The sequence below is a fragment of the Streptomyces sp. CA2R106 genome (genome assembly GCF_037034245.1).
GTDB lineage: Bacteria > Actinomycetota > Actinomycetes > Streptomycetales > Streptomycetaceae > Actinacidiphila.
Genome location: NZ_JBAGKC010000002.1, coordinates 338,084 through 358,993, shown reverse-complemented (window position 1 = coordinate 358,993; position 20,910 = coordinate 338,084). Strand labels below are relative to the sequence as shown.

Sequence of the window (20,910 nt, the reverse complement as noted above, 5' to 3'; positions counted from 1 at the left end):
GCGCGGCGGGGGGCCGTCAGCCGGTGGCGCCGGACGAGTCCCCGCCGGTGGCGTCCGCGCCGGCGCTGCTCCCGCTGCTGCTGCCCTCGCTGCTACCGGTGCTGGTGCCGGTGCCGCCGGCGTCGCCGCCGGCGGACGTACCACCCGTGGTCGGTGCGGTGGTGGGCGGCTTCGTGGTGGGGGCGGTGGTGGGCGGCTTCGTCGTGTGGGTGGGGGCCGTGGTGGGCGCTGTGGTGGGAGCCGTCGGCGAGGAGGTGGTCGGCTGGTCGGTGGGGGAGTCGCTGGCCTCGCCGGAGTCCGTGGGCTCGTCGGAGACCTGGCCGGAGGAGTCGTCGGACGGCTGGTCCGTGCTGTCGTCGGACGGCTGGTCGGCGGCCTGCGAGGTGCTGGGCGGAGGGGTGTCGTCGGTGGTGGTGCCGCCGCCCCCGCCGCCGCCCCTGGTCGCGAGGTAGACGCCGAGCGCGATGGCGAGCACCGCGGCGATCACGAAGAGCACCGGCTTGACCCAGGGGCTGCCGCCGGCCGGCGGCTTCTCGCCGTACCCGTGCACGTCGTCGTCGCCGCCGACCCCGGAGATCCCGCCGAGCAGCGGGCCGATCTCGGCGGTGGAGCCGTTCTGCGGGTGGCCGCCGCTCTGGGCGACCACGGTGGGCGCGGTGCCGGTCTGGCGGGGCGTGACGGCGGTGACCGCGCCGGTGTTCCACTGGCCGCCGGTCCAGCCGCCCTGCTGGAGGAGGGTGTGGTGGGCGTACCCGACCAGCGCCCGCATCTCCTCGGCGTTCTGGAACCGGGCCTCGGGCTGCTTGGCGAGCGAGCGCAGCACCAGGCCGTCCAGCTCCGGCGGCACCCGGTCGCTGATCTGCGACGGGAGCTGCGGCTCGTCCTGCACGTGCTGGTAGACCACCGAGAGCGGGGTCTCGCCCACGAACGGCGGCCGCAGCGTCAGCAGTTCGTACAGCAGGCAGCCGGTCGCGTACAGGTCGCTGCGGTGGTCGACGGTCTTGCCGAGCGCCTGCTCGGGGGAGAGGTACTGCGGGGTGCCCATCACCATGCCGGTCTGCGTCATGGTGCTGGCCGCCCCGTGCAGCGCCCGGGCGATGCCGAAGTCCATCACCTTGACCGCGCCGGTGGTGGTGATGATGACGTTCGCGGGCTTGATGTCGCGGTGCACGATGCCGGCGCGGTGGCTGTAGGCGAGCGCGTCCAGCACACCGGAGACGATCAGCAGCGCCTGGTCGACCGGCGGCGGGGTGGGCCCGGTGAGTAGGTCCTTGATGGTGTGGCCCTCGACCAGCTCCATCACGATGTAGGGGACGGTACCCGTACGGGTGATGTCCTCGCCGGAGTCGTAGACCGCGACGACCGCGTGGTGGTTGAGGCCGGCCACCGACTGGGCCTCGCGGGTGAAGCGGGCCCGGGCCACCTGGTCCTCGGCGAGGTCGGAGCGCAGCAGCTTGACGGCGACGATCCGGCCGAGCCGGACGTCCTCCGCCGCGAAGACCTCGGCCATGCCGCCGCGCCCCAGCCGTCCGGTCAGCCGGTACCGGCCGTCGCCGATCACCGCTCCGGGGCCCCAGGGACCGCCTGCCTCCGACGGTTCGATGCCGGCGGCCGTCTCGTTCGGGTCGACCATCAGTCCTCGTCGTCCGTCCATGTCGTGCGAGCCGTGTGGCTGCGGGCCTGTCGTACGCGTCGCTGCTGTCGCTGTCCTGGTGCGCCACCGTACCGCTTTTCCGCAGGGTGATCCGGTGCGCGTCCGGCTGCCGTACAAAGGTCACCGCATTGTGCGCGGACGATGCGTATCAGGTGACGAGATGGTCAACGAACTTGACGTGCAGGTGCGATAAGCGAGACTTGGCGGGCAAGCTCGGGGACTGGTCTGTCCCGGTCCACTTCCAGGGGGTAGCAGTACTGATGAGCGGGGACGCCACACAGGGCGGGTTCACGGGGCGCTCGGTCGGCGGCGGGCGGTATGTACTGCGCGACCTGCTCGGGCAGGGCGGAATGGCGTCCGTACACCTGGCACACGACACGGTGCTGGACCGGCCCGTGGCCGTCAAGACCCTCCACACCAACCTCGGCACCGAGCAGTCGTTCCGGGAGCGCTTCCGCCGCGAGGCCCAGTCCGTCGCCAAGCTCAACCACACCAACATCGTCTCGGTCTTCGACTCCGGCGAGGACATGATCGACGGCCAGATGGTGCCGTACATCGTGATGGAGTACGTCGAGGGCAAGCCGCTGGGCGACGTACTGGCCGCGGACATCGCCCAGTTCGGCGCGATGCCCGCCGACAAGGCGCTGAAGGTCACCGGCGATGTGCTGGCCGCGCTGGCGGTCAGCCACGAGATGGGCCTGGTGCACCGCGACATCAAGCCGGGCAACGTGATGGTCACCCGGCGCGGTGTGGTCAAGGTGATGGACTTCGGCATCGCGCGGGCCATGCAGTCCGGTGTGACGTCGATGACGCAGACCGGCATGGTGGTCGGCACCCCGCAGTACCTCTCGCCCGAGCAGGCCCTCGGCCGCGGCGTGGACGAGCGCTCCGACCTGTACTCGGTCGGCTGCATGCTCTTCGAACTGCTCACCGGGCGGCTGCCGTTCGACGCGGACTCGCCGCTGGCCATGGCCTACCAGCACGTGCAGGAGACCCCGCCGGTCCCCTCCACGGTCAACCAGGCGCTGGGCCCGGCCATCGACGCGCTGATCGCCCGCGCGCTGCGCAAGAACCCGGCCGAGCGCTTCCCGACCGCCGACGCGATGCACGACGAGATCGAACGGGTGCTGGGCGCCACACAGAGCGGCGCCATGCCGGTGATCACCGGCAACCCGGTGGGCGGCAACCGCGGCGAGGGCGTGGCCGCGTCGGTCTTCCCGGCCCAGCCCGGTCAGGTGCCGCCCCCGGCGCAGCAGGTACAGACGCCGTACGCGCCGACCCCGCAGCCGGGCTACGGGCCGACGACCCCGCCGCCGTCGGCGTACGGCTACCCGCAGCAGGGTGCCCAGACCCCGCCGCCCACCCCCGCGTACAACCTCGCGCCGGCCCCGGTGCCGCAGCAGCACCCGATGAACGGCCCGGGGGTCCCCGGCGGCCCCGGCATGGGCGCGCCGAACCGGCCGGGCCGCGGCGGCGGCCGGTCGTCCAACACCCCGCTGGTCGTGGGCGTCGTGGTGGCCGTGGTGGCGATCGCGGTGATCGTGGGCGTGGTCGTCGCCATGACCGGCGGCGGCGGGGGCGGCGACACCACCGCGGACCACACCGCCCAGCCGGACGTCAAAACCAGCACGTCGGCGACGGCCAGCGCGTCCGCGAGCGACGACGTGGTCCAGGGCGACCAGACCCGCACCATCGAGACCAACGAGTGCACCGACGCCCACAACGACTTCATCAACCCGGACAAGCCCGACGTCGCCACGATGCCGGACTTCCACACCGACTACGTCGACTCGGTCGTCGCCTGCATGAAGGCCGCGGGCTGGAAGTACACCATCAAACACACCAACGAGCAGCTGTGGGGCAAGGGCTCCGTGACGAGCCAGTCGCCGTCCGCCGACGACGACTACGACCCGAAGACCGACGGCCCGGTGACCATCTGGGTGTCGACGGGCAAGAGCTCCGACTGACCGCCGGCCGCCAGGCCGCGCACCCCCGCACCCCCTGCACATGGCGAAGGGGCCCTCCTCCCGCGGGAAGAGGGCCCCTTTCGCTGTCGCTCACGGTGTCACCGCGGGGCGGTGCTCACAGGTAGGGCCCGCCGGAACGGCCCGCCGGACCGCCCTGCTGCTCCTCCTCGAGGCCCCCCGCGCCGGGCGGCAGGGCGCGCCGCATCTGCTCCAACTGGGCCCGCGCGGCCATCTGCTGGGCGAACAGTGCGGTCTGGATGCCGTGGAAGAGCCCTTCGAGCCAGCCCACGAGCTGCGCCTGCGCGATCCGCAGCTCGGCCTCGCTGGGCACGCTGTCGTCGGTGAACGGCAGCGACAGCCGCTCCAGCTCCTCGACCAGCTCCGGGGCGAGCCCCGCCTCCAGTTCCTTGACCGAGCCCGCGTGGATCTCCTTCAGCCGGACCCGGCTGGCCTCGTCGAGAGGAGCCGCCCGCACTTCCTCCAGGAGCTGCTTGATCATGCTGCCGATCCGCATCACCTTCGCCGGCTGCTCGACCATCTCCGTCACCGGGATCTCACGGGGCTCCTCGCCCTCGCCCGGCGAGCCGCCGAGCGCCATCCCGTCCGGCCCGACGACCAGGACCTGCGGGTTCTGCGCGTTCTCCGTCGACCGTTCGTTCATCGGCATCTCCATACGGCCATTGTCCCGCAGTGGCGCCGCGAGCCACGACCCCGGGACGGGGCACGGCCCGGAGCCGTTGTCCACCGCGGTCGGACGTTGGTCACGGACGCCGGTCACGGGCGGCGGTCACGGGCGGCGCAGCCGCACCCCGAGGAACCCCAGCCCCAGCCCGACCAGCACCAGGCCGGTGCCGAGCGTCGTCACCCGCGGCACCGGGCGGCCCGCGGTGACGAGTGGCACCGCTTGGTCGGCCCGGTCGGCCTGCTCCGCGGCGGGCCGGGCCGCGCCCGCCTGGGACGACGGCAACGGAGTGGCGGCGGGCTCTCCGGCGCCGGTGCCGGCCGGGGCCTGGGGCGCGCCGCCGGTGGTGGGGCGGTGGAGCGGGGTGTGCGGGGGCCGGGGCGCGCGGGGGGTTCCGGCGGCGGGCGCGGTCCGCGTCTTCGCCGTTGCTTCTGTCTTCGCCTTCGCCTTCGCGGTGGGCGCGGCGTGGCCAGGGTGGTGTGGTGCGGGGGCGGTGGCGGGCGCGGCCGGACGGGCCGGGGTCTGCGCGGGGTGGGGCGCGGCCGGGCCGGCAGGGGCGGGCGGCGCAGCGGGCGCCGGGGGAGCGGTGGCGTCCGGTACGGCGGTGCCGCCGGCGGCGAAGCCCGGCAGCGTCAGGCCGGTGCCGGCGCCGGTCAGGGGCAGCGGGCGGGGCAGGACGGGGGCCTGCGGACGGGCGGCGGGCGGCGCGGTGGGGCCGCCGGGAGCGGCGGACCCGGCGTGCGGACCGGACGCAGGACCGGAGCCGGCCCCGGAACCCGCGACCGTACCCGTACCGGAACCCGCGGCGGAGGGGGCCGAGGGTGCCGGTCGAGGTGCGGCCGGGCCGGGGCGGCCCGGACTGTGCTGCTGATGTGCGCCCGGGTGCGGCGCGCCCTCGGCCGCCCACGTCGGCGCCGCCGTACCGAGCAGCGCGGCGCCCAGCACCGCCGTGCCCACCGCCGCTTGCCGAACCCGGCCCCGCCTGTGCTCCGCCGCCCACCGCACGTTCGCGCCTCCCGCACCCGCCGTGTATAGGACAAGCGTCACATGATGTGGCGAATACGGCATTACGGGCGGGCGGTGGTACGTCCGCGGCTCGCCGTTCTCAGACCGTCAGCAGGATCTTCCCGATGTGGGTGCTGGACTCCATCAGCCGGTGCGCGTCGGCGGCCTGGGCGAGCGGGATCGCGCGGTCGACGACGGGCCGCACCGTGCCCGCTTCGATCAGCGGCCAGACGTGCTGGCGGACCGCCGCAACGATCGACGCCTTCTCGGCCGGCGGGCGGGCGCGGAGCGTGGTGGCGGCGACGGCGCCCCGCTTGGCCATCAGCTTCGCGAGGTTCAGCTCGGCCTTCACGCCGCCCTGCATGCCGATCACCACCAGGCGGCCGCCGGGCGCGAGCGCGTCGATGTTGCGGTCCAGGTACTTCGCGCCCACCAGGTCCAGGACGACGTCCGCGCCGTCGGGGCCGAGCTCGGCGACGAAGTCCTGCCGGTGGTAGTCGATCAGCTGGTCCGCGCCCAACTCCCGGCAGGCGTCGAGCTTCTCCGGGCTGCCCGCGGTGACCGCGACCCGCGCGCCGACCGCCTTCCCGAGCTGGATCGCCATGGTGCCGATCCCGCTGGACCCGCCGTGCACCAGCAGCGTCTCGGTGGGCCGCAGATGGGCCACCATGAACACGTTCGACCAGACGGTGGCGGTGACTTCGGGCAGCGCGGCCGCCGTCACGAGGTCGACGCCCTTGGGTACGGGGAGCAGTTGGCCGGCGGGCACCGCCACCTTCTCGGCGTAGCCGCCGCCCGCGAGCAGCGCGCACACCTCGTCGCCGACCGCCCAGCCGGACACACCGGGGCCGGCGGACACGATCCGGCCGGAGCACTCCAGCCCGGGGTAGGGCGCGGCACCGGGCGGCGGGTCGTAGTGGCCCTGCCGCTGGAGGAGGTCGGCGCGGTTCACCGCGGCGGCCGCGACCTCGACCACGACCTCACCGGTGCCGGCCACCGGATCGGGTACGTCCGCCCAGGTCAACGCGTCCGGGCCGCCGGGCTGGGGAATCGTCATCGCGTACATGCGAAGGCAGGCTACTCCGCCGCGGGCCGCTCCCCCACGAGCGCGCGGGGCCTGTCGCCGGCCAGCACGGCCAGGGTGTCGCGCAGCCAGCGGTGCGCGGGGTCGGCGTCGTGGCGTACGTGCCAGGACATGTCGAACCTCACCGCGGGCAGGCGCAGCGGGATCTCGTGCACCGCCAACCGCAGTGCGGCGGCGGCGCGTTCGGCGAACCCGGAGGGCACGATCGCGTACGCGTCGGTCTCCAGCGCGAGGAAGCAGGCCGCACCGAAAGTCGGCACCGTGGCCAGCACCCGCCGTTCCAGGCCGAGTTCGGCGAGCCGGTCGTCGATGACGCTGCGGGCGCGGCCGTGCCGGGAGACGGTGACGTGGGGGAGGGCGACGAAGCCGGCGGGGGAGAGCGGGGCGGATGCCGGGCCGCGCGCGGGGGAGTCGCCCCCGGGCCGTACAGCGGCGACGTACCGGTGCTCGGCGAGGTGGGCGGTGCGCACGTCCGGCGGAGTCTCGGGCAGGGCGCCGAGGTCGAGGTCCACCCGGTCGCGCAGGTCAGCCGGGTCCTCGTCGCCCTCGGGCAGGATGCGCAGCCGCACCCCCGGCGCCTCGCGGGCGACCCTGGCGAGCAGCGCGGCGCCGAGTACCACGGCCACGCTGTCGTTCGTCCGGATCACGAAGTCCCGCTGCACCTCGGCGAGGTCGACCGGGGGAGGCGGGCGCAGCGCGGCCAGCGCCTGGCCGAGCGCGGCGGCCGCCTGCGGGCGCAGTTCCCGGGCCCGCGGGGTCAGCGCCATCCCGCGGCCCGAGGGCACCAGCAGCGGGTCGCCGACCACCCGGCGCAGCCGGGCCAGGGTCCGGCTCATCGCGGACGGGGAGACGTTCATCACGGCCGCCGCGCCTGTGACGCTGCCCTCGCGGAGCAGCGCGTCCAGGGCGGGCAGCAGGTTCATGTCCGGCAGGAGCATGCGGCCAGTCTGGCACCGAACGTTGCGTGCCATGCAATGGTTGTATGACAACCAGGACCTTGTGATCAACGGTGGCCGGATTGCACGCTGAACACGTGATCAACGCACCGAAGCACTCGGGACCTGGACAGCAGCGCACGGACCAGGGCGCAAGCGCGGACCTGGACATCGGTCCGGGGGCCCGGACCGGGATCAGCCCGCGGCAGCGCGCCGTCGGGCTGCTCGTGGCCGGCTGCTTCTTCATGGAGAACCTCGACGGCACCATCGTGTCCACCGCCGCGCCCCGGATCGGCGCGTCCCTCGGCGTCTCCGCCACCGCGGTCGGCCTGGTCGTCACCGCCTACGTCCTCACCCTCGCCGTCCTGGTGCCGCTGAGCGGCTGGCTCACCGCGCGGTTCGGTGCGCGCCGGATCTTCCTCTCGGCGATCGTGCTCTTCACGGCCGCCTCGCTCGCCTGCGCCGCCGCGTCCGACCTCGGCGAACTCGTCGCGCTGCGCGTCCTGCAGGGCGCGGGCGGCGCGATGATGGTGCCCGTCGGACGGCTGGTGGCCCTGTCGGGGGCCGCCAAGCCCGACATCCCGCGGATCGTGTCGTACATCGTGTGGCCCGCGCTGATCGCGCCGGTGGCGGCGCCGCTGCTCGGCGGTGTGATCACCACGTACGCGAACTGGCACTGGCTGTTCCTGATCAACATCCCGCTCGGGCTGGTCGCGTTCGCCGCCGCCTGGCGGCTGATCGAGGGCGGCCCGGCCACCGGGACGAGCCCGCTGGACTGGCTCGGGCTGGTCTGGACGTCGGCGGGGCTGGGCGCGCTGACGTACGCCGGGCACCTGCTGGCGGACTCCGGCACGCCGCTGCCGCTCGCCGCCGGTCTCGGCACGGCCGCCCTGCTGCTGATCGCGCTCGCGCTGCGGCACCTGCGGCGGGCCGCGCACCCGCTGATCGACCTCGGCACGCTCACCACGCACACGTTCCGCGCGTCCGTCTCGGGCGGCTCGGCCTTCTGGATCTCGGTCGCCGCGGTGCCGTTCCTGCTGCCGCTGCTCTTCCAGGAGGTCTTCGGGTGGAGTGCGGTGCGCTCGGGCGCGCTGGTCCTCTTCGTCTTCGTCGGCAACATCGGCATCAAGCCCGCGACCGGCTTCCTCTTCGGCCGCTTCGGCTACCGCACGATGCTGGCCGCCTCCGGCGTGGTGCTGGCCGCCACCATGGCCGGCTGCGCGTTCCTCACCTCGGGCACGCCCCTGTGGCTGATCGGCGCCCTCGTCACCCTCAGCGGCGCCGCCCGCTCCGTCGGGCTGACCGGCTACAACACCCTCGCATTCGCCGACGTGCCCGCGGACCGCATGCGCGACGCCAACACCCTCAACGCGACCGCCACCCAGACCGCCGCGGGCCTCGGCGTCGCCGCCGCCCCCGTCGCCCTCCGCCTCGGCTCCCCCCTGACCCACCACCTCCTGGGCCACGCCTCCCCCGCCCTCTCCTACAGCGCCGCCTTCGCCCTACTCGCCCTGCCCGCCCTCGCCGCCACCACCAACGCCACCCGCCTCCCCGCGACCGCCGGCGACGTCCTCCGCCGCTGACCCGGCAGGGCGGCGGCGGGCGCGCGGGCACGGCCGGGTCTCAGGTCGTCCGGTGGATCGCGATCAGCCGGTCCCCCGCCCGCAGCGCCCCCAACTGCGGGTCGTCATGGCCGAGCAGTTCCTCCCCGCGCCGGACCGACACCACCAGGTCCGCCAACTCCCTGGGCGCGCTGCCGACTTCGGCCGGCTCCACCGCCCGCTCGATGAGATCCAGCCCGCTGCCGTACGTGATGAGGTCGTCCATCACCCGGCCCGCACTCGGACTGAGCATCGACATCCCGAGCAGCCGCCCCGCCGCACTCGAACTCGTGATCACCGCGTCGGCCCCGGACTGCCGCAGCAGCGGCGCGTTCTCCTCCTCGCGCACGGACGCCACGATCCGCGCCGTGCCGTTGAGCTGCCGCGCCGTGAGCGTGACCAGCACCGCGGTGTCGTCGCGCTGCGCGGCGATCACGATCTGCCGGGCCCGGCCGACCTCCGCCCGCAGCAGCACCTCGTTGCGGGTCGCGTCGCCGCTGACCGTCACGAACCCCTCGTCGGCCGCGGCCTGCGCCACCTTCGGCACCGGGTCCACCACCACGATCCGCCCCTGCGGCACGCCCCGCCCGATCAGGGTCTGCGCGGCGGACCGCCCCTTCGTCCCGAACCCGACGATCACCACATGGTCGTGCAAGGCGCTCCTCCAGCGCTTGAGCCGGTACTGCTCCCTGGTGCGCTCGGTCAGCACCTCCAGGGTGGTCCCGACCAGGATGATCAGGAAGACCACCCGCAGCGGCGTCACCAGCAGCGTATTGGTCAGCCGCGCCGCGGTGCTGTACGGGACGATGTCGCCGTAGCCGGTCGTGGACAGCGTCACCGTCGAGTAGTAGAGCGCGTCCAGGAACGACAACGAGCCGCCCGCGGCGTCGTGGTAGCCGCCGCGGCCGACGTAGACGACGGCCACGGTGATCACCAGCACCAGCAGCGCGAGCAGCAGCCGGCGGATCACCTGCTTGAGCGGCCCGGCCGCCGGACGCGGGAGCAGCACCCGGTACGCGGTGCGGACCCCACTGCCGCCCTCGACACCGCCGTGGCCCGCGAAGTCGCCCTCGGGGTACGGCGGATACGGCTCCGGGCCCGTCCCGTCCGCGCCGCGGGAACCACGGGGCAGCCTCACCGCGCGCTCCCCCGAGCCGTGTCGGCCATCCCGATGTCCAGCACCTTGACCTCCTGACCCGCCGCCGCCCCGCCCGGCGGCACCACCGCCATCCCGTGGGCGCCGGCCAGCCCGCGCAGCATCGCCGAACCGGCGTGGCGCAGCGGCCGCGCGGCCGCCCGGCCGTCGAACACCACCGGCACCAGGCGGGTGTCGCTGGCGTGCCCGCCGACGTCCTCGGTGAGCGGCGCGGTGTACGACGCGGGGGCGGGGTGTCCGCCGAGCGTACGCAGCAGGGGCGCGACGAGCGTCAGCACCCCGGCGGCCGCGGCGAGCGGGTTGCCCGGCAGGCCGATGAAATGGCTTCTGCGGGGCGGGACTTCGGCCCCGGTGTCCTCCCCCTCCGCGGCGGCCGCGGTGCCGCCCGGGCCCGGGGTCCCGTACGGGCCGCACGGGAACTCGGCGAGCAGCATCGGGTGCCCTGGCCTTACGGTCACCCCGTCCACGCGCAGCCGCGCGCCGAGCCGGGCCAGCGCGCCGTGCACGTGGTCGCGCGGGCCGCTCGCGGTGCCGCCGGTGGTGACCACCAGGTGCGCGCCGCGGGTCGCGACGGCATCGGCGATCGCCGCGCGCAGCGCCTCCGCGTCGTCCGGCAGCGTCCGTACGGCGACCACGTCCGCGCCCAGCGCGCGCAGCCACGGCGGCAGCATCGGGCCCAGCGCGTCGCGGACCAGGCCCTTGCCCGGCCGGCCCGCGGCCAGCAACTCGTCGCCGAGGACGAGCAGTTCGACCCGTGGCCGGGCCACCACCGCCAGGTCGTCGTACCCGGCGGCCGCGGCGAGCCCCAGCACCGCGGGTGTCACCGTCGCCCCCGCGGGCAGCAACTCCTGGCCCGCACGGCACTCCTGGCCGCGCCTGCGCACCTCCTGGCCCGGCACCGGCACCGGCTGGTCCGCGGCGACCTGCAACCACTCGCCGTCCGGCCGCAGTTCGACAGCGCCGTGCTCGTTGCGCAGCACCGCCACGGCACCCGGGGGGAGTTCGGCTCCGGTCGCCACCCGCACCGCGTGCCCGTCGGCGAGGTGGGCATGCGGCGCCTGGCCGGCGAGCACCTGCCCGGTCAGGTGCCAGGGCCCGGGGCCGGCGAGCGCCCAGCCGTCCATCGCCGAGGAGTCGAACGGCGGCAGGTCCGTGAGCGCCGCCAGGCCGTGCGCGAGCGCGGTGCCCAACGCCTCGTCGCTCAGCGGGACATGCACCGGGTCCAGCCGGCGCGCGGCGGTCAGCGCGGTGTGGCGCGCCCTGAGCCAGGCGGTGCCCGACCGCCGGAAGACGGTCGAGGCGGGGGCGTGCAGGTGCGGGGCGCTGTCGGGGTCGGAGTCGGGGTCGGAGTCGGGGCCGGGGTCGGCGCCGGTCTCCGGTGCGGCGGGGGCCGGGTGGGTGCGGCGGCGCAGGTAGTCGGTGAGGCCGAGGCCCTCCAGGTACGCCCGCACCGAAGGGTCGGCGGTCAGCTCCGCGAGGCTGGGGTCCATGTCCTCGGCGGCGGGCGGGGCTTCGGGGGAGCCGTTGCCGTCGGGTCCGGTGCCGGGGCCTGGCGAACTCATTCCGGGGCGCCCTCGGTGCCGGCCCTCGGTCCGTTCTGCTCCGCCGCGGCAGCTTGTTCAGCCTGTTCGGCCTGTTCGGCCCACCGTACGGCCAGTGCCGCGGCCTTCTCCGCCGCCGCGCGCACCTCGTCCGGGCCGCCGCCCGCGCGGCCTGCGGCATAGCCGACGAGGAACGTGGTCAGCGGCGCCGCCGGCCGCGCCACCCCGTGGGCCGCGTCGCGGGCGAGGTCGAGCAGGACGCCGGTGTCCACCTCGAGGTCGATGCCCAGTTCGGTCTTGGCTGCTGCGATCCATTCGTCCAACACAGGCCCATCGTCCCTGATCCCGGCGCGGGCGCCACGCAGGCTCACCCCTCGGGCCGGCGCTCCAGGCGGGCCCGGGCCGCCGCGACGTCCGCCCAGGTGTCGCAGTCGAAGGAGGCGTCGCCGGTCGGGTCGGCCATCCTGCGCAGCGCCAGCCCGCCGGTGAGCAGCCGCAGCGGCAACCCGCCGAGGCTGCCGTACTCCCCCGCGAGCAGCGCCAGTTCGCGGCGCAGCGGCTCCACCCGGTAGGCGGCGGCGAGCGGTTGGTCCCGCCCGCCGGCGTCGGTGAGCAGCACCCCGTCGGCCCCGCGCTCGGCGGCGGCCGCGGTGTCCGCCAGCGCGCCGACCGCGGCCGGGGTCAGGAAGGGCAGGTCGGCGGCGAGCACCACGACCACGTCCGCGCCCGGCGTGTCCGGCCCGGGGGCGTCCAGCGCGGCGAGCCCGGCGGCCAGCGCCGGGACCGGTCCGCCGCCGGGCGGTTCCTCCCGGACCCAGCGCACCGGCCGGGCGGTCGGCCGCCGGGGGCCGACCACCACCGTGGCGCCCGCGGCCGCGCAGGCCGCGAGCACCCGGTCGAGCAGCGGGCGGCCGCCGACCGCCAGCGCGGGCTTGTCGGTGCCGCCGAGCCGGCGGGCGGCGCCGCCGGCCGGCACCACCGCGTCGTAGCGCGTCGTCATGCCCGCGAGTATGCCGGTCAGACCGCGGCGAGCAGCACCGCCGGGTCCTGCACGCAGTCGGCCACGAACCGCAGGAAGCCGCCCGCCGTGCCGCCGTCGCACACCCGGTGGTCGAAGGTGAAGGACAGCTGCACCACCTGCCGCACCGCCAGCTCCCCCTGGTGCACCCACGGCTTGGCCGCGATCCGGCCGACCCCGAGCATGCCCGCCTCGGGGTGGTTGAGGATCGGCGTGGAGCCGTCCACGCCGAACACGCCGTAGTTGTTGAGGGTGAAGGTCCCGCCGGTCAGCTCGGCCGGCGTCAGCGCGCCGGTCCTGGCGGCTTCGGTCAGCCGGGCGATCTCCGCGGCCAGTTCGGCCGTGGTCCTGGCCTGCGCGTCCCGCACCACCGGCACCACCAGCCCGCGGTCGGTCTGCGCGGCGAACCCCAGGTGCACCGCGGGCAGCCGGACGATCTCGCCGCGCGCGGTGTCGACCGCCGCGTTCAGCTCCGGGTGGCGGGCCAGCGCGGCGGTCACGATCCGGGCCAGGAGCGCCAGGACCGAGATCCGGGTGCCGGCCTCGCCCGCGGCCGCGTTCATGGCCGCGCGGGCGGCGAGCAGCGCGGTGGCGTCGGCGTCGACCCAGCAGGTGGCGTCGGGGATCTCCCGCCTGCTGCGCGCCAGCTTCTCCGCGACCGCGCCCCGTATCCCGCGCAGCGGGACCCGCACCTCGCCGTCGACGGCCGGCCGGGCCGCTGCCGCCGGAACGCTGCCGCCCTCGGTCCCGGCCCCCGCGAGGGCGCTCGCCGCGCGGTCCACGTCGGCCCGCAGGATCAGCCCGTCGGGGCCGCTGCCGGTCAGTGTCCGCAGGTCCAGGCCCTTCTCCCGGGCGATGCGGCGCACCAGCGGCGAGATGACCGCGACCGGTCCGCCGTCGGTGTGAGCGAGGTCCCCGCGCGGGGGCTCGGCCGAACTCCTCGCGGGCCCGGCCGCATTCGCCGCGGGCCCGGCCGTACTCGGGGCCGCCGCCGTCTCGTGTCCGACCGCCGCGCTCACCGCGCGCACCCGGGCGCGCCTGCGGCTGACCGCGGCCTGGGTGCCGTAGCCGACCAGGACGTTCCCCGAACCCTCGTCCTCGGCGGCGGTGTCCTTCCCGGACGGCTCCGCGGACGGGTCCGCGCCGACCGCCACCGTCACCAGGGGCCGCCCGACCGCCAAGGTGTCGCCCTGCGCGCCGTACCGCGCGGTGACCACCCCGCCGTAGGGGCAGGGCACCTCCACCACGGCCTTCGCGGTCTCCACCTCGACCACCGGCTGGTCCACCGCGACGACCTCGCCGACCTCCACCAGCCACCGCACGATCTCCGCCTCGGTGAGCCCCTCACCGAGGTCGGGCAGGGTGAACTCCTTGACCGCGGCCATCACCCCTCCTCCCACTGGAGGCGGCCGACCGCGTCCAGAATCCGGTCCACACCGGGCAGGTGGTGCCGCTCCAGCATCGGCGGCGGGTAGGGGATGTCGAAGCCCGCCACCCGCAGCACCGGCGCCTGGAGGTGGTGGAAGCACCGCTCGGTGATCCGCGCCGCGATCTCCGCGCCCGCGCCGCCGAACCCGGACGACTCGTGCACCACCACCGCCCGACCGGTGCCGCGCACCACCTCCGCGACCGTCTCCTCGTCGAAGGGCACCAGGCTGCGCAGGTCCACCACGCCCAGGTCCCAGCCCTCCTCCTTCGCCACCTCGGCTGCCTCCAGGCACACCGGCAGCGACGGCCCGTACGTGATCAGGGTGGCGCCGCGGCCGGCGCGCCGCACCACCGCCCGCCCGATCGGCGGCACCGGGGCCGGCGCCTGCGGCGACCAGTCGGCCTTCGACCAGTACAGCCGCTTGGGCTCCAGGAACACCACCGGGTCGTCGGAGGCGATGGCCGCCCGCAGCAGCCCGTAGGCGTCCTCGACGGTCGCGGGCGTCACCACGTGCAGCCCGGGGGTGTGCAGGTAGTACGCCTCGGAGGAGTCGCTGTGGTGCTCGACGCCGCCGATGCCCCCGCCGTAGGGGATGCGGATCGTGATCGGCAGCGGCAGCGCGCCCCGGGTGCGGTTGCGCATCCGGGCCACATGGCTCACCAACTGCTCGAACGACGGGTAGGCGAAGGCGTCGAACTGCATCTCGACCACCGGCCGCAGCCCGTACATCGCCATGCCCACCGCGGCGCCGAGGATGCCCGCCTCGGCGAGCGGGGTGTCGGTGCACCGGTCGTCGCCGAAGTCGCGGGCCAGGCCGTCGGTGATCCGGAAGACGCCGCCGAGGGTGCCGACGTCCTCACCCATCACATGGACCGCCGGGTCGGCGGCGAGCGCGTCCCGCAGCGCCTGGTTGAGCGCCTGCGCCATGGTGGCGGGCTTGGCTGCGGGGGCGGCGGACGCGGCGGGAGCGTCCGGTGCCGCGGCGGGGGCGGCCGCCTGGGAGGCAGGGCTCATGACCGCTGCTCCGCTTCCAGTTCGGCTCGCAGCATGGCCTGCTGCTCGCGCAACTGCGGGGTGGGTTCGGCGTAGACGTGGGCGAACAGGTCCGCCGGGTCCAGCCGCGGGTCGTCGTGCATGCGGGCGCGCAGGTCGGCGGCGAGCGCCTCCGCGTCGTCGGCGGCGCGCTGCCGCAGGGCGTCGTCGAGCAGGCCGCGGCCGGTCAGCTCGCGCTCCAGCAGGATGACCGGGTCGTGCGCGCGCCAGGCGGCGACCTCGTCCTCATCGCGGTAGCGCGTCGCGTCGTCGGCGTTGGTGTGCGCGTCGATCCGGTAGGTGACCGCCTCGACCAGGGTGGGGCCGCGGCCGGCGCGGGCCCGCGCCACCGCCTCGGTGAGCACCTGGTGGACGGCAGCCGCGTCATTGCCGTCCACGAGACGGCCCGGCATGCCGTAGCCGACCGCCTTGTGGGCGAAGGTGGGAGCGGCGGTCTGCTTGGCCAGCGGCACCGAGATCGCGAAGCCGTTGTTCTGCACCAGGAAGACGACCGGGGCCTGCCAGACGGCCGCGAAGTTCAGCGCCTCGTGGAAGTCGCCCTCGCTGGTGCCGCCGTCGCCGACCATCGCCAGCGCCACCACGTCGTCCCCGCTGAGCCGGGCCGCGTGCGCGAGACCCACCGCGTGCGGCAGCTGGGTGGCCAGCGGGGTGCTCAGCGGCGCCACCCGCGCCGCGCGCGGGTCGTAGCCGGTGTGCCAGTCCCCGCGCAGCAGTGTCAGCGCCTCGACGGGGTCCACCCCGCGGGCGACCACCGCGAGGGTGTCGCGGTAGCTGGGGAAGAGCCAGTCCAGCGGGTCGAGCGCGAGCGCGGCGGCGACCTCGCACGCCTCCTGGCCGGTGCTCGACGGGTAGACCGCGAGGCGGCCCTGCTTGGTCAGGGCCGTCGCCTGCCGGTTGAACCGGCGGCCGCGGACGAGCTGCCCGTACAGCCGCGTGAGCAGCTCGGGGGCGAGCCGGGCGGCCTCGGGGGTGCCGAGCAGCCGGAACGGCTCCTGGTCGGGCAGCAGCGGCCCGGCCTCGGTGCGCGGGCGCCAGGCGGGGGTGTCCAGGACGGTCATCGCGAGCACCTCCTCGTGATCGGTGACCGGTGTCGGTCGGGTCGGCGAGCGGGTCCCGCTCTCCCAACCGATTGTTCGGTCGCCGGAGGCATTTTGGCTACGGGGTGGTTCGGCCTGTGGACAAACGGTTCTGCACAGCCTGAGATGGAACCAGTACGTCCATGCTAGGCAGTCGCGGGGGGATGGCGAGAGAACGAATGGCCGACGACGCACGAGGGGTCCGCCCGCTGGACCCGATCGACCGCATGATCCTACGGCTGCTCCAGGAGGACGGCCGGGCGTCGATACGCTCCGTGGCCGAGCGGGTGCACGTCTCCCGCGCCAACGCGTACGCCCGGATCAACCGGCTCGTCGAGGACGGGGTGATCCGGGGGTTCAGCGCCCGGATCGACCACGAGCGGGCCGGGCACGGCGCCTCCGCGTACATCACGCTCAAGATCGTCCAGAACTCGTGGCGCACGGTACGGCAGAAACTCGTCACTCTTCCGGGGGTCGTCCACATCGCACTGGTCAGCGGCGACTTCGACGTCCTGCTGCTGGTCCACACGGTCGACAACCGCAGTCTGCGCGAGCTGGTGCTCACCCGGCTCCAGGCGATCGAGGAGGTGCTCAGCAGCCGCACTCTGCTGGTCTTCGAGGAGACCGACCTCGTGGTCGGCGACTGGCCGGAGCGCGAGGGCGGTCCGAGCGGCTACCCGGTGGTCTGAGAGGCGTCCGGCGGTATGCGCAGCCCGTCGAAGGCCAGCCGCACCACCGCGTCCGCGAGCTGCTCGGCCTGCGCGGAGCCGCGGCCGTCCGGGCGGTACCACTCCACCACCGAGTTGATCATGCCGAAGAGCAGCCGGGTGGCGAGCCGGGGCTCCATGTCCGCGCGCAGGTCGCCCTCGGCGACGGCGTCCCCCAGCAGGGCTGCCACCCGCTGGTCGAACTCCCTGCGCCGCTCCATCGCCCACCGCTCGGTGCCGGTGTTGCCGCGCACCCGCAGCAGCAGGGTGACGTACGGCAGCTCCTCGACCAGCACGTCCGCGGTGCGGCGGGTGACGTACTCCAGCCGGTCCACCGCGCGGCCGGCGGTCGCGCCCGTCTCGTCGAGGATGCCGAACAGACCCTCCAGGGCGCGGCCGACCGCCCGGTTGAGCAGTTCCTCCTTGCCGCGAACGTGGTGGTAGATCGAGGACTTGGAGATCCCCGCCGCCTGCGACAGGTGCTCCATGGAGGTGCCGTCGTAGCCGCGTTCGTTGAAGACCTCGACCGCTACGGCGAGCAGCGAGTCCGGCGTGTAGGTGTCGCGCTTGGGCATGGTCATGAGCAGACCACAGGTGGGGCCGCCGCCGCACGCCGCCTCAGTTCCGGGCTGGGCGCGTAGCGTCCGGTCGGGTACCAGGCGTGCAGGCCGTCCAGCAGGTCCCGCACGTAGGGCAGCGAGATCCGCTCGCCCCACTCCAGCGGCCCGAGCGGGTAGTTCACGCCCAGCCGCATCGCGGTGTCCACGTCGTGCGCGGAGGCCACCTCGCGGGCCACGGCGTCCAGCGCGAAGTCCACCAGCATCGCCACCGTGCGGGCGACGACCATGCCGGGCACATCCCTGATGACGCTGACCTCCTTGCCCATGGCCTGGAACAGGCCGGTCGCCGCGGCCACGGCGTCCGCGTGCACCCCGGCGCCCGGCGCGATCGCCACCCTGGCGGCGGCCCGGTAGTCCAGCGCCAGGTCGAACTGGATCGACGGCTCGCCCGGCAGCCGCCCGTCGGCCAGCCGCAGGGTGACGCCGCCGGGCAGCACGAACCCGTCCGGCGCCCCGGGGACGGCCTCCTGCCGGCGCACCTCCACCCGTGCCTCCGCCGCGAGCGCGGCCAGCTCCGCGGCCGGGCCGAGCGAGCCGCGCAGGGTGACGTACTCCGGCGCCATGGCGGCGTCCGCGGTGTGCGGCTCGGTGGCGGCCGCCACCTCGGCCGCTGCGTGCGCCGGGCCGTACGGGAACCAGCCGCGCCCGGTCTTGCGGCCCAGCCGCCCGGACTCCACCAGCCGGCGCTGCGCCAGCGACGGCCCGAACTTCGGGTCGCGGCCGTACGCCTCCCACACCGAGCGGGTGACCGCCTCGTTGACGTCCTGGCCGATCAGGTCGGTGAGCGCGAACGCGCCCATGGCAAAGCCGCCGCTGCCGCGCAGCACCGCGTCGATGGTGGCCGGGTCCGCGGCGCGCTCCTCGTAGACGCGCAGCGCCTCGGCGTAGAAGGGGCGGGCGACGCGGTTGACGAGGAAGCCGGGGGTGTCGGTGCAGCGCACCGGGGTCTTGCCCCAGGCGGCGGCGAGGTCGAAGGCGGCGGTCACGGCGGCCGGGTCGCCCGCGGCGCCCGCCACGACCTCGACCAGCGGCAGCAGCGGCGCCGGGTTGAAGAAGTGCAGCCCGACCAGCCGGCCCGGGCGGCGCAGCCGGCCGGCCACCGCCGTCACCGACAGCGAGGAGGTGTTCGTCGCCAGCAGGCAGTCGTCCGCGACGACCTGCTCCAGTTCGGCGAAGAGCGCCTGCTTGACGGCCAGGTCCTCGACCACGGCCTCCACCACGAGCCGGGCGGGCGCCAGATCCGCGACGGTGGCCGCCGGCGCCAGCCGGGCGAGCGCGACGGCGCGCTCCTCGGTGCCGAGCCGGCCCTTCTCCACCAGGCGGTCCAGCCGCGCGGTGACCGCCTCCACCGCGGCGGAGGCCCGGCCGGGCACCGCGTCGTGCAGCAGGACGCGGTGCCCGGCGACCAGCGCGACCTGCGCGATCCCCTGCCCCATGGTGCCGGCGCCGACCACGGCAACGGTGCTGGTCAGATCTGGTGCGGTCACGTTCGCTCTCTCCTCGCCGGGGTCGACGACGTCGTCCGCGCGGCGCCCGCGGCGCGGACGCGGAAGTTTTCCACAGGCCGGGACGGTCCCCCTTGTCCCGACCGAACATTCGGTTAATCTAGCCGTGTCCCCACCACTCAGCCCAGCTCGACGAGGAGTTGGTCCCATGACCGCCGATCTGTCCACCGAGCTCCTGGTCGAGCGCCACCGCGGCACCCTCGACCGGGCGCTGGAGGCCGTGCGGACCCGCGCGTTCTGGTCACCGCACCCCGAGCACCCCAAGGCGTACCCCGACGCGGAGGCCGGCCGCGCCGCCTTCGAAGCGCGCCTGGGCGCCGAGTTCCCGCTCGACCAGCCGGGCACCGACGCATGGGTGGGCGAGGAGCGGTCGCCGTTCGGCATCGAGCTGGGCATCCGGTATCCCCACCCCGACCCCGACGTGCTGCTGCCGGCCATGCGCGCCGCCGTGCCCGCCTGGCGGGTGGCCGGGCCCGAGGTCCGCGCCCTGGTCTGCCTGGAGATCCTCGCGCGGATCAACGCGCGGACCCAGGAGTTCGCGCACGCCGTGACGCACACCACCGGCCAGGCGTTCACCATGGCGCTCCAGGCCGGCGGCCCGCACGCGCAGGACCGCGGCGTGGAAGCGGTCGCGTACGCGTACGCGGAGCAGGTCCGCACCCCGGAGAGCGCGGAGTGGACCAAGCCGCAGGGCAAGCGGGAGCCGATCGGGCTGCGCAAGACGTTCACCGCGGTGCCCCGCGGCATCGGCCTGGTCATCGGCTGTAACACCTTCCCGACGTGGAACGGCTACCCCGGCCTGTTCGCCTCCCTCGCGACCGGGAACGCGGTGCTGGTCAAGCCGCATCCCCGGGCCGTGCTGCCGCTGGCGCTGACCGTCGAGACCGCCCGCGAGGTGCTCGCCGAGGCGGGATACCCGAAGGACCTGGTCTGCCTGGCGGTCGACCGCCCGGGCGAAGGGCTCGCCAAGACCCTCGCACTGCGCCCCGAGATCCGCATCATCGACTACACCGGCTCCACCTCCTTCGGCGACTGGCTGGAGACCCACGCCCGGCAGGCCCAGGTCCACACGGAGAAGGCCGGCGTCAACACCGTGGTGATCGACTCCACCGACGACTACCCCGGCATGCTCGCCAACCTCGCCTTCTCGCTGTCGCTGTACAGCGGCCAGATGTGCACCACCCCGCAGAACCTGCTGATCCCCCGCGACGGCATCGACACCGACCAGGGCCACCGCGGCTACGGCGAGGTGGTCACCGACCTCGCCGCCGCGGTCGACAAGCTGCTGGGCGACGACAGCCGGGCCAACGCCCTGCTCGGCGCGCTGGTCAACCCCGACGTCAAGGCCCGTCTCGACGCCGCCCCGGGCCTGGGCCGGGTGGCGCTGGCCTCCCGCGAGGTCACCCACCCCGACTTCCCGCACGCCGTGGTCCGCACCCCCGCGATCATCGCGCTGGACGGAGCCGAGCCCGAGGCCGAGTCCGCCTACCTCTCGGAGTGCTTCGGGCCGGTCTCCTTCGCCGTGGCCGTCGACTCCACCACCGCCGCGCTGGAGCTGCTGCGCCGCAGCATCCGGGACCAGGGCGCCATGACCGTCGGCGGCTACACCACGTCCGAGGAGGTCGAGCGGGAGCTGGAGGAGGTCTGCTTCGAGGAGTGCGCCCAGCTGTCCTTGAACCTCACCGGCGGGGTGTACGTCAACCAGACCGCCGCGTTCTCCGACTTCCACGGCTCGGGCGGCAATCCGGCGGCGAACGCCGCACTGTGCGACGGCGCCTTCGTCGCCAACCGCTTCCGGGTGGTGGAGGTGCGCCGCCCGGCCTGAGCGGCGCCCGGCGCCCCGCGCGTGGACCGCGGCGGGCCGGGCCGCCTCCCGG

The 20,910-nt window shown here is 75.1% G+C and carries 16 protein-coding genes and 1 pseudogene; 4 read left to right on the top strand and 13 right to left on the bottom strand.

Features of this window, described 5'->3' with window-relative positions:
• Positions 1–16: 16 nt before the first annotated feature.
• The gene (locus WA788_RS04730; protein ID WP_443033973.1) at positions 17–1,654 is read right to left on the bottom strand and encodes a protein kinase domain-containing protein; all 1,638 of its coding nucleotides are present in this window, start codon (positions 1,652–1,654) and stop codon (positions 17–19) included.
• Positions 1,655–1,914: 260 nt separating this feature from the next.
• Here WA788_RS04730 and WA788_RS04725 point away from each other — a divergent pair, with 260 nt between their 5' ends.
• On the top strand, positions 1,915–3,621 hold the full coding sequence (locus WA788_RS04725; protein ID WP_335971920.1) for a Stk1 family PASTA domain-containing Ser/Thr kinase: 1,707 nt from the start codon (positions 1,915–1,917) through the stop codon (positions 3,619–3,621).
• Positions 3,622–3,736: 115 nt separating this feature from the next.
• On the opposite strand, the gene WA788_RS04720 is transcribed toward WA788_RS04725, so the two are convergent.
• The 4 genes from WA788_RS04720 to WA788_RS04705 all read right to left on the bottom strand — a co-directional run bounded on the left by WA788_RS04720 (position 3,737) and on the right by WA788_RS04705 (position 7,330).
• Complete coding sequence (locus WA788_RS04720) at positions 3,737–4,294, bottom strand: bacterial proteasome activator family protein (RefSeq protein ID WP_335971917.1); 558 nt, start codon at positions 4,292–4,294, stop codon at positions 3,737–3,739.
• A gap of 114 nt (positions 4,295–4,408) precedes the next feature.
• Positions 4,409–5,260 (bottom strand): hypothetical protein, encoded by an 852-nt coding sequence (locus WA788_RS04715; protein WP_335971914.1) that lies wholly within the window; start codon positions 5,258–5,260, stop codon positions 4,409–4,411.
• A 148-nt stretch (positions 5,261–5,408) separates the two neighbouring features.
• On the bottom strand, positions 5,409–6,374 hold the full coding sequence (locus tag WA788_RS04710) for an NAD(P)H-quinone oxidoreductase (RefSeq protein ID WP_335971912.1): 966 nt from the start codon (positions 6,372–6,374) through the stop codon (positions 5,409–5,411).
• Between the two features lie 11 nt (positions 6,375–6,385).
• The gene (locus tag WA788_RS04705; protein WP_335971910.1) at positions 6,386–7,330 is read right to left on the bottom strand and encodes a LysR family transcriptional regulator; all 945 of its coding nucleotides are present in this window, start codon (positions 7,328–7,330) and stop codon (positions 6,386–6,388) included.
• A gap of 95 nt (positions 7,331–7,425) precedes the next feature.
• On the opposite strand from WA788_RS04705, the gene WA788_RS04700 reads away from it, so the two are divergent.
• A complete protein-coding gene (locus WA788_RS04700) occupies positions 7,426–8,910 on the top strand; it encodes an MFS transporter (RefSeq protein ID WP_335971907.1) in 1,485 nt (494 codons plus the stop codon).
• Positions 8,911–8,950: 40 nt separating this feature from the next.
• Here WA788_RS04700 and WA788_RS04695 read toward each other — a convergent pair whose 3' ends face one another.
• The 6 genes and pseudogenes from WA788_RS04695 to pdhA all read right to left on the bottom strand — a co-directional run bounded on the left by WA788_RS04695 (position 8,951) and on the right by pdhA (position 16,183).
• Complete coding sequence (locus tag WA788_RS04695) at positions 8,951–9,937, bottom strand: potassium channel family protein (protein WP_335972226.1); 987 nt, start codon at positions 9,935–9,937, stop codon at positions 8,951–8,953.
• A gap of 125 nt (positions 9,938–10,062) precedes the next feature.
• The gene (locus tag WA788_RS04690) at positions 10,063–11,646 is read right to left on the bottom strand and encodes a molybdopterin molybdotransferase MoeA (RefSeq protein WP_335971905.1); all 1,584 of its coding nucleotides are present in this window, start codon (positions 11,644–11,646) and stop codon (positions 10,063–10,065) included.
• Positions 11,643–12,625, bottom strand: a pseudogene (locus WA788_RS04685) (NTP transferase domain-containing protein). The gene WA788_RS04690 and the pseudogene WA788_RS04685 overlap by 4 nt, the downstream one beginning before the upstream one ends.
• Positions 12,626–12,642: 17 nt before the next feature.
• Positions 12,643–14,028, bottom strand: a complete 1,386-nt coding sequence (locus tag WA788_RS04680) for a dihydrolipoamide acetyltransferase family protein (RefSeq protein WP_335971904.1) — start codon at positions 14,026–14,028, stop codon at positions 12,643–12,645.
• Entirely contained in the window at positions 14,028–14,999 is a 972-nt protein-coding gene (locus WA788_RS04675; RefSeq protein ID WP_335972225.1) for an alpha-ketoacid dehydrogenase subunit beta, read from the bottom strand. The genes WA788_RS04680 and WA788_RS04675 overlap by 1 nt, the downstream gene beginning before the upstream one ends.
• A gap of 83 nt (positions 15,000–15,082) precedes the next feature.
• Positions 15,083–16,183, bottom strand: coding sequence for a pyruvate dehydrogenase (acetyl-transferring) E1 component subunit alpha (gene pdhA, locus WA788_RS04670; RefSeq protein ID WP_335971901.1), 1,101 nt, complete (start codon positions 16,181–16,183; stop codon positions 15,083–15,085).
• Positions 16,184–16,365: 182 nt separating this feature from the next.
• Here pdhA and WA788_RS04665 point away from each other — a divergent pair, with 182 nt between their 5' ends.
• Positions 16,366–16,890, top strand: coding sequence for an Lrp/AsnC family transcriptional regulator (locus WA788_RS04665; protein WP_335971899.1), 525 nt, complete (start codon positions 16,366–16,368; stop codon positions 16,888–16,890).
• Here the strand turns inward: WA788_RS04665 and WA788_RS04660 are convergent.
• Together WA788_RS04660 and WA788_RS04655 are read right to left on the bottom strand one after the other, a co-directional pair.
• Positions 16,875–17,489, bottom strand: a complete 615-nt coding sequence (locus WA788_RS04660; protein WP_335971897.1) for a TetR/AcrR family transcriptional regulator — start codon at positions 17,487–17,489, stop codon at positions 16,875–16,877. The two genes, WA788_RS04665 and WA788_RS04660, sit on opposite strands and share 16 nt — an antisense overlap.
• The gene (locus WA788_RS04655; protein WP_335971895.1) at positions 17,486–19,015 is read right to left on the bottom strand and encodes a 3-hydroxyacyl-CoA dehydrogenase; all 1,530 of its coding nucleotides are present in this window, start codon (positions 19,013–19,015) and stop codon (positions 17,486–17,488) included. Before WA788_RS04655 ends, WA788_RS04660 begins: the two co-directional genes overlap by 4 nt.
• A 166-nt stretch (positions 19,016–19,181) precedes the next feature.
• Here WA788_RS04655 and paaN point away from each other — a divergent pair, with 166 nt between their 5' ends.
• Positions 19,182–20,858 carry a phenylacetic acid degradation protein PaaN gene (gene paaN / locus WA788_RS04650; RefSeq protein ID WP_335971892.1) on the top strand — a complete coding sequence of 559 codons (1,677 nt, stop codon included), beginning with the start codon at positions 19,182–19,184 and terminating at the stop codon, positions 20,856–20,858.
• The last annotated feature ends 52 nt before the right edge of the window (positions 20,859–20,910 follow it).

What these genes read in the sequence shown, in the direction of transcription:
- WA788_RS04730 (WP_443033973.1), bottom strand. Translation starts at nt 1,654, where the DNA reads ATGGACGGACGACGAGGACTGATGGTCGACCCGAACGAGACGGCCGCC.
- WA788_RS04725 (WP_335971920.1), top strand. Translation starts at nt 1,915, where the DNA reads ATGAGCGGGGACGCCACACAGGGCGGGTTCACGGGGCGCTCGGTCGGC.
- WA788_RS04720 (WP_335971917.1), bottom strand. Translation starts at nt 4,294, where the DNA reads ATGGAGATGCCGATGAACGAACGGTCGACGGAGAACGCGCAGAACCCG.
- WA788_RS04710 (WP_335971912.1), bottom strand. Translation starts at nt 6,374, where the DNA reads ATGTACGCGATGACGATTCCCCAGCCCGGCGGCCCGGACGCGTTGACC.
- WA788_RS04705 (WP_335971910.1), bottom strand. Translation starts at nt 7,330, where the DNA reads ATGCTCCTGCCGGACATGAACCTGCTGCCCGCCCTGGACGCGCTGCTC.
- WA788_RS04690 (WP_335971905.1), bottom strand. Translation starts at nt 11,646, where the DNA reads ATGAGTTCGCCAGGCCCCGGCACCGGACCCGACGGCAACGGCTCCCCC.
- WA788_RS04680 (WP_335971904.1), bottom strand. Translation starts at nt 14,028, where the DNA reads ATGGCCGCGGTCAAGGAGTTCACCCTGCCCGACCTCGGTGAGGGGCTC.
- WA788_RS04675 (WP_335972225.1), bottom strand. Translation starts at nt 14,999, where the DNA reads ATGGCGCAGGCGCTCAACCAGGCGCTGCGGGACGCGCTCGCCGCCGAC.
- pdhA (WP_335971901.1), bottom strand. Translation starts at nt 16,183, where the DNA reads ATGACCGTCCTGGACACCCCCGCCTGGCGCCCGCGCACCGAGGCCGGG.
- WA788_RS04665 (WP_335971899.1), top strand. Translation starts at nt 16,366, where the DNA reads ATGGCGAGAGAACGAATGGCCGACGACGCACGAGGGGTCCGCCCGCTG.
- WA788_RS04660 (WP_335971897.1), bottom strand. Translation starts at nt 17,489, where the DNA reads ATGACCATGCCCAAGCGCGACACCTACACGCCGGACTCGCTGCTCGCC.
- paaN (WP_335971892.1), top strand. Translation starts at nt 19,182, where the DNA reads ATGACCGCCGATCTGTCCACCGAGCTCCTGGTCGAGCGCCACCGCGGC.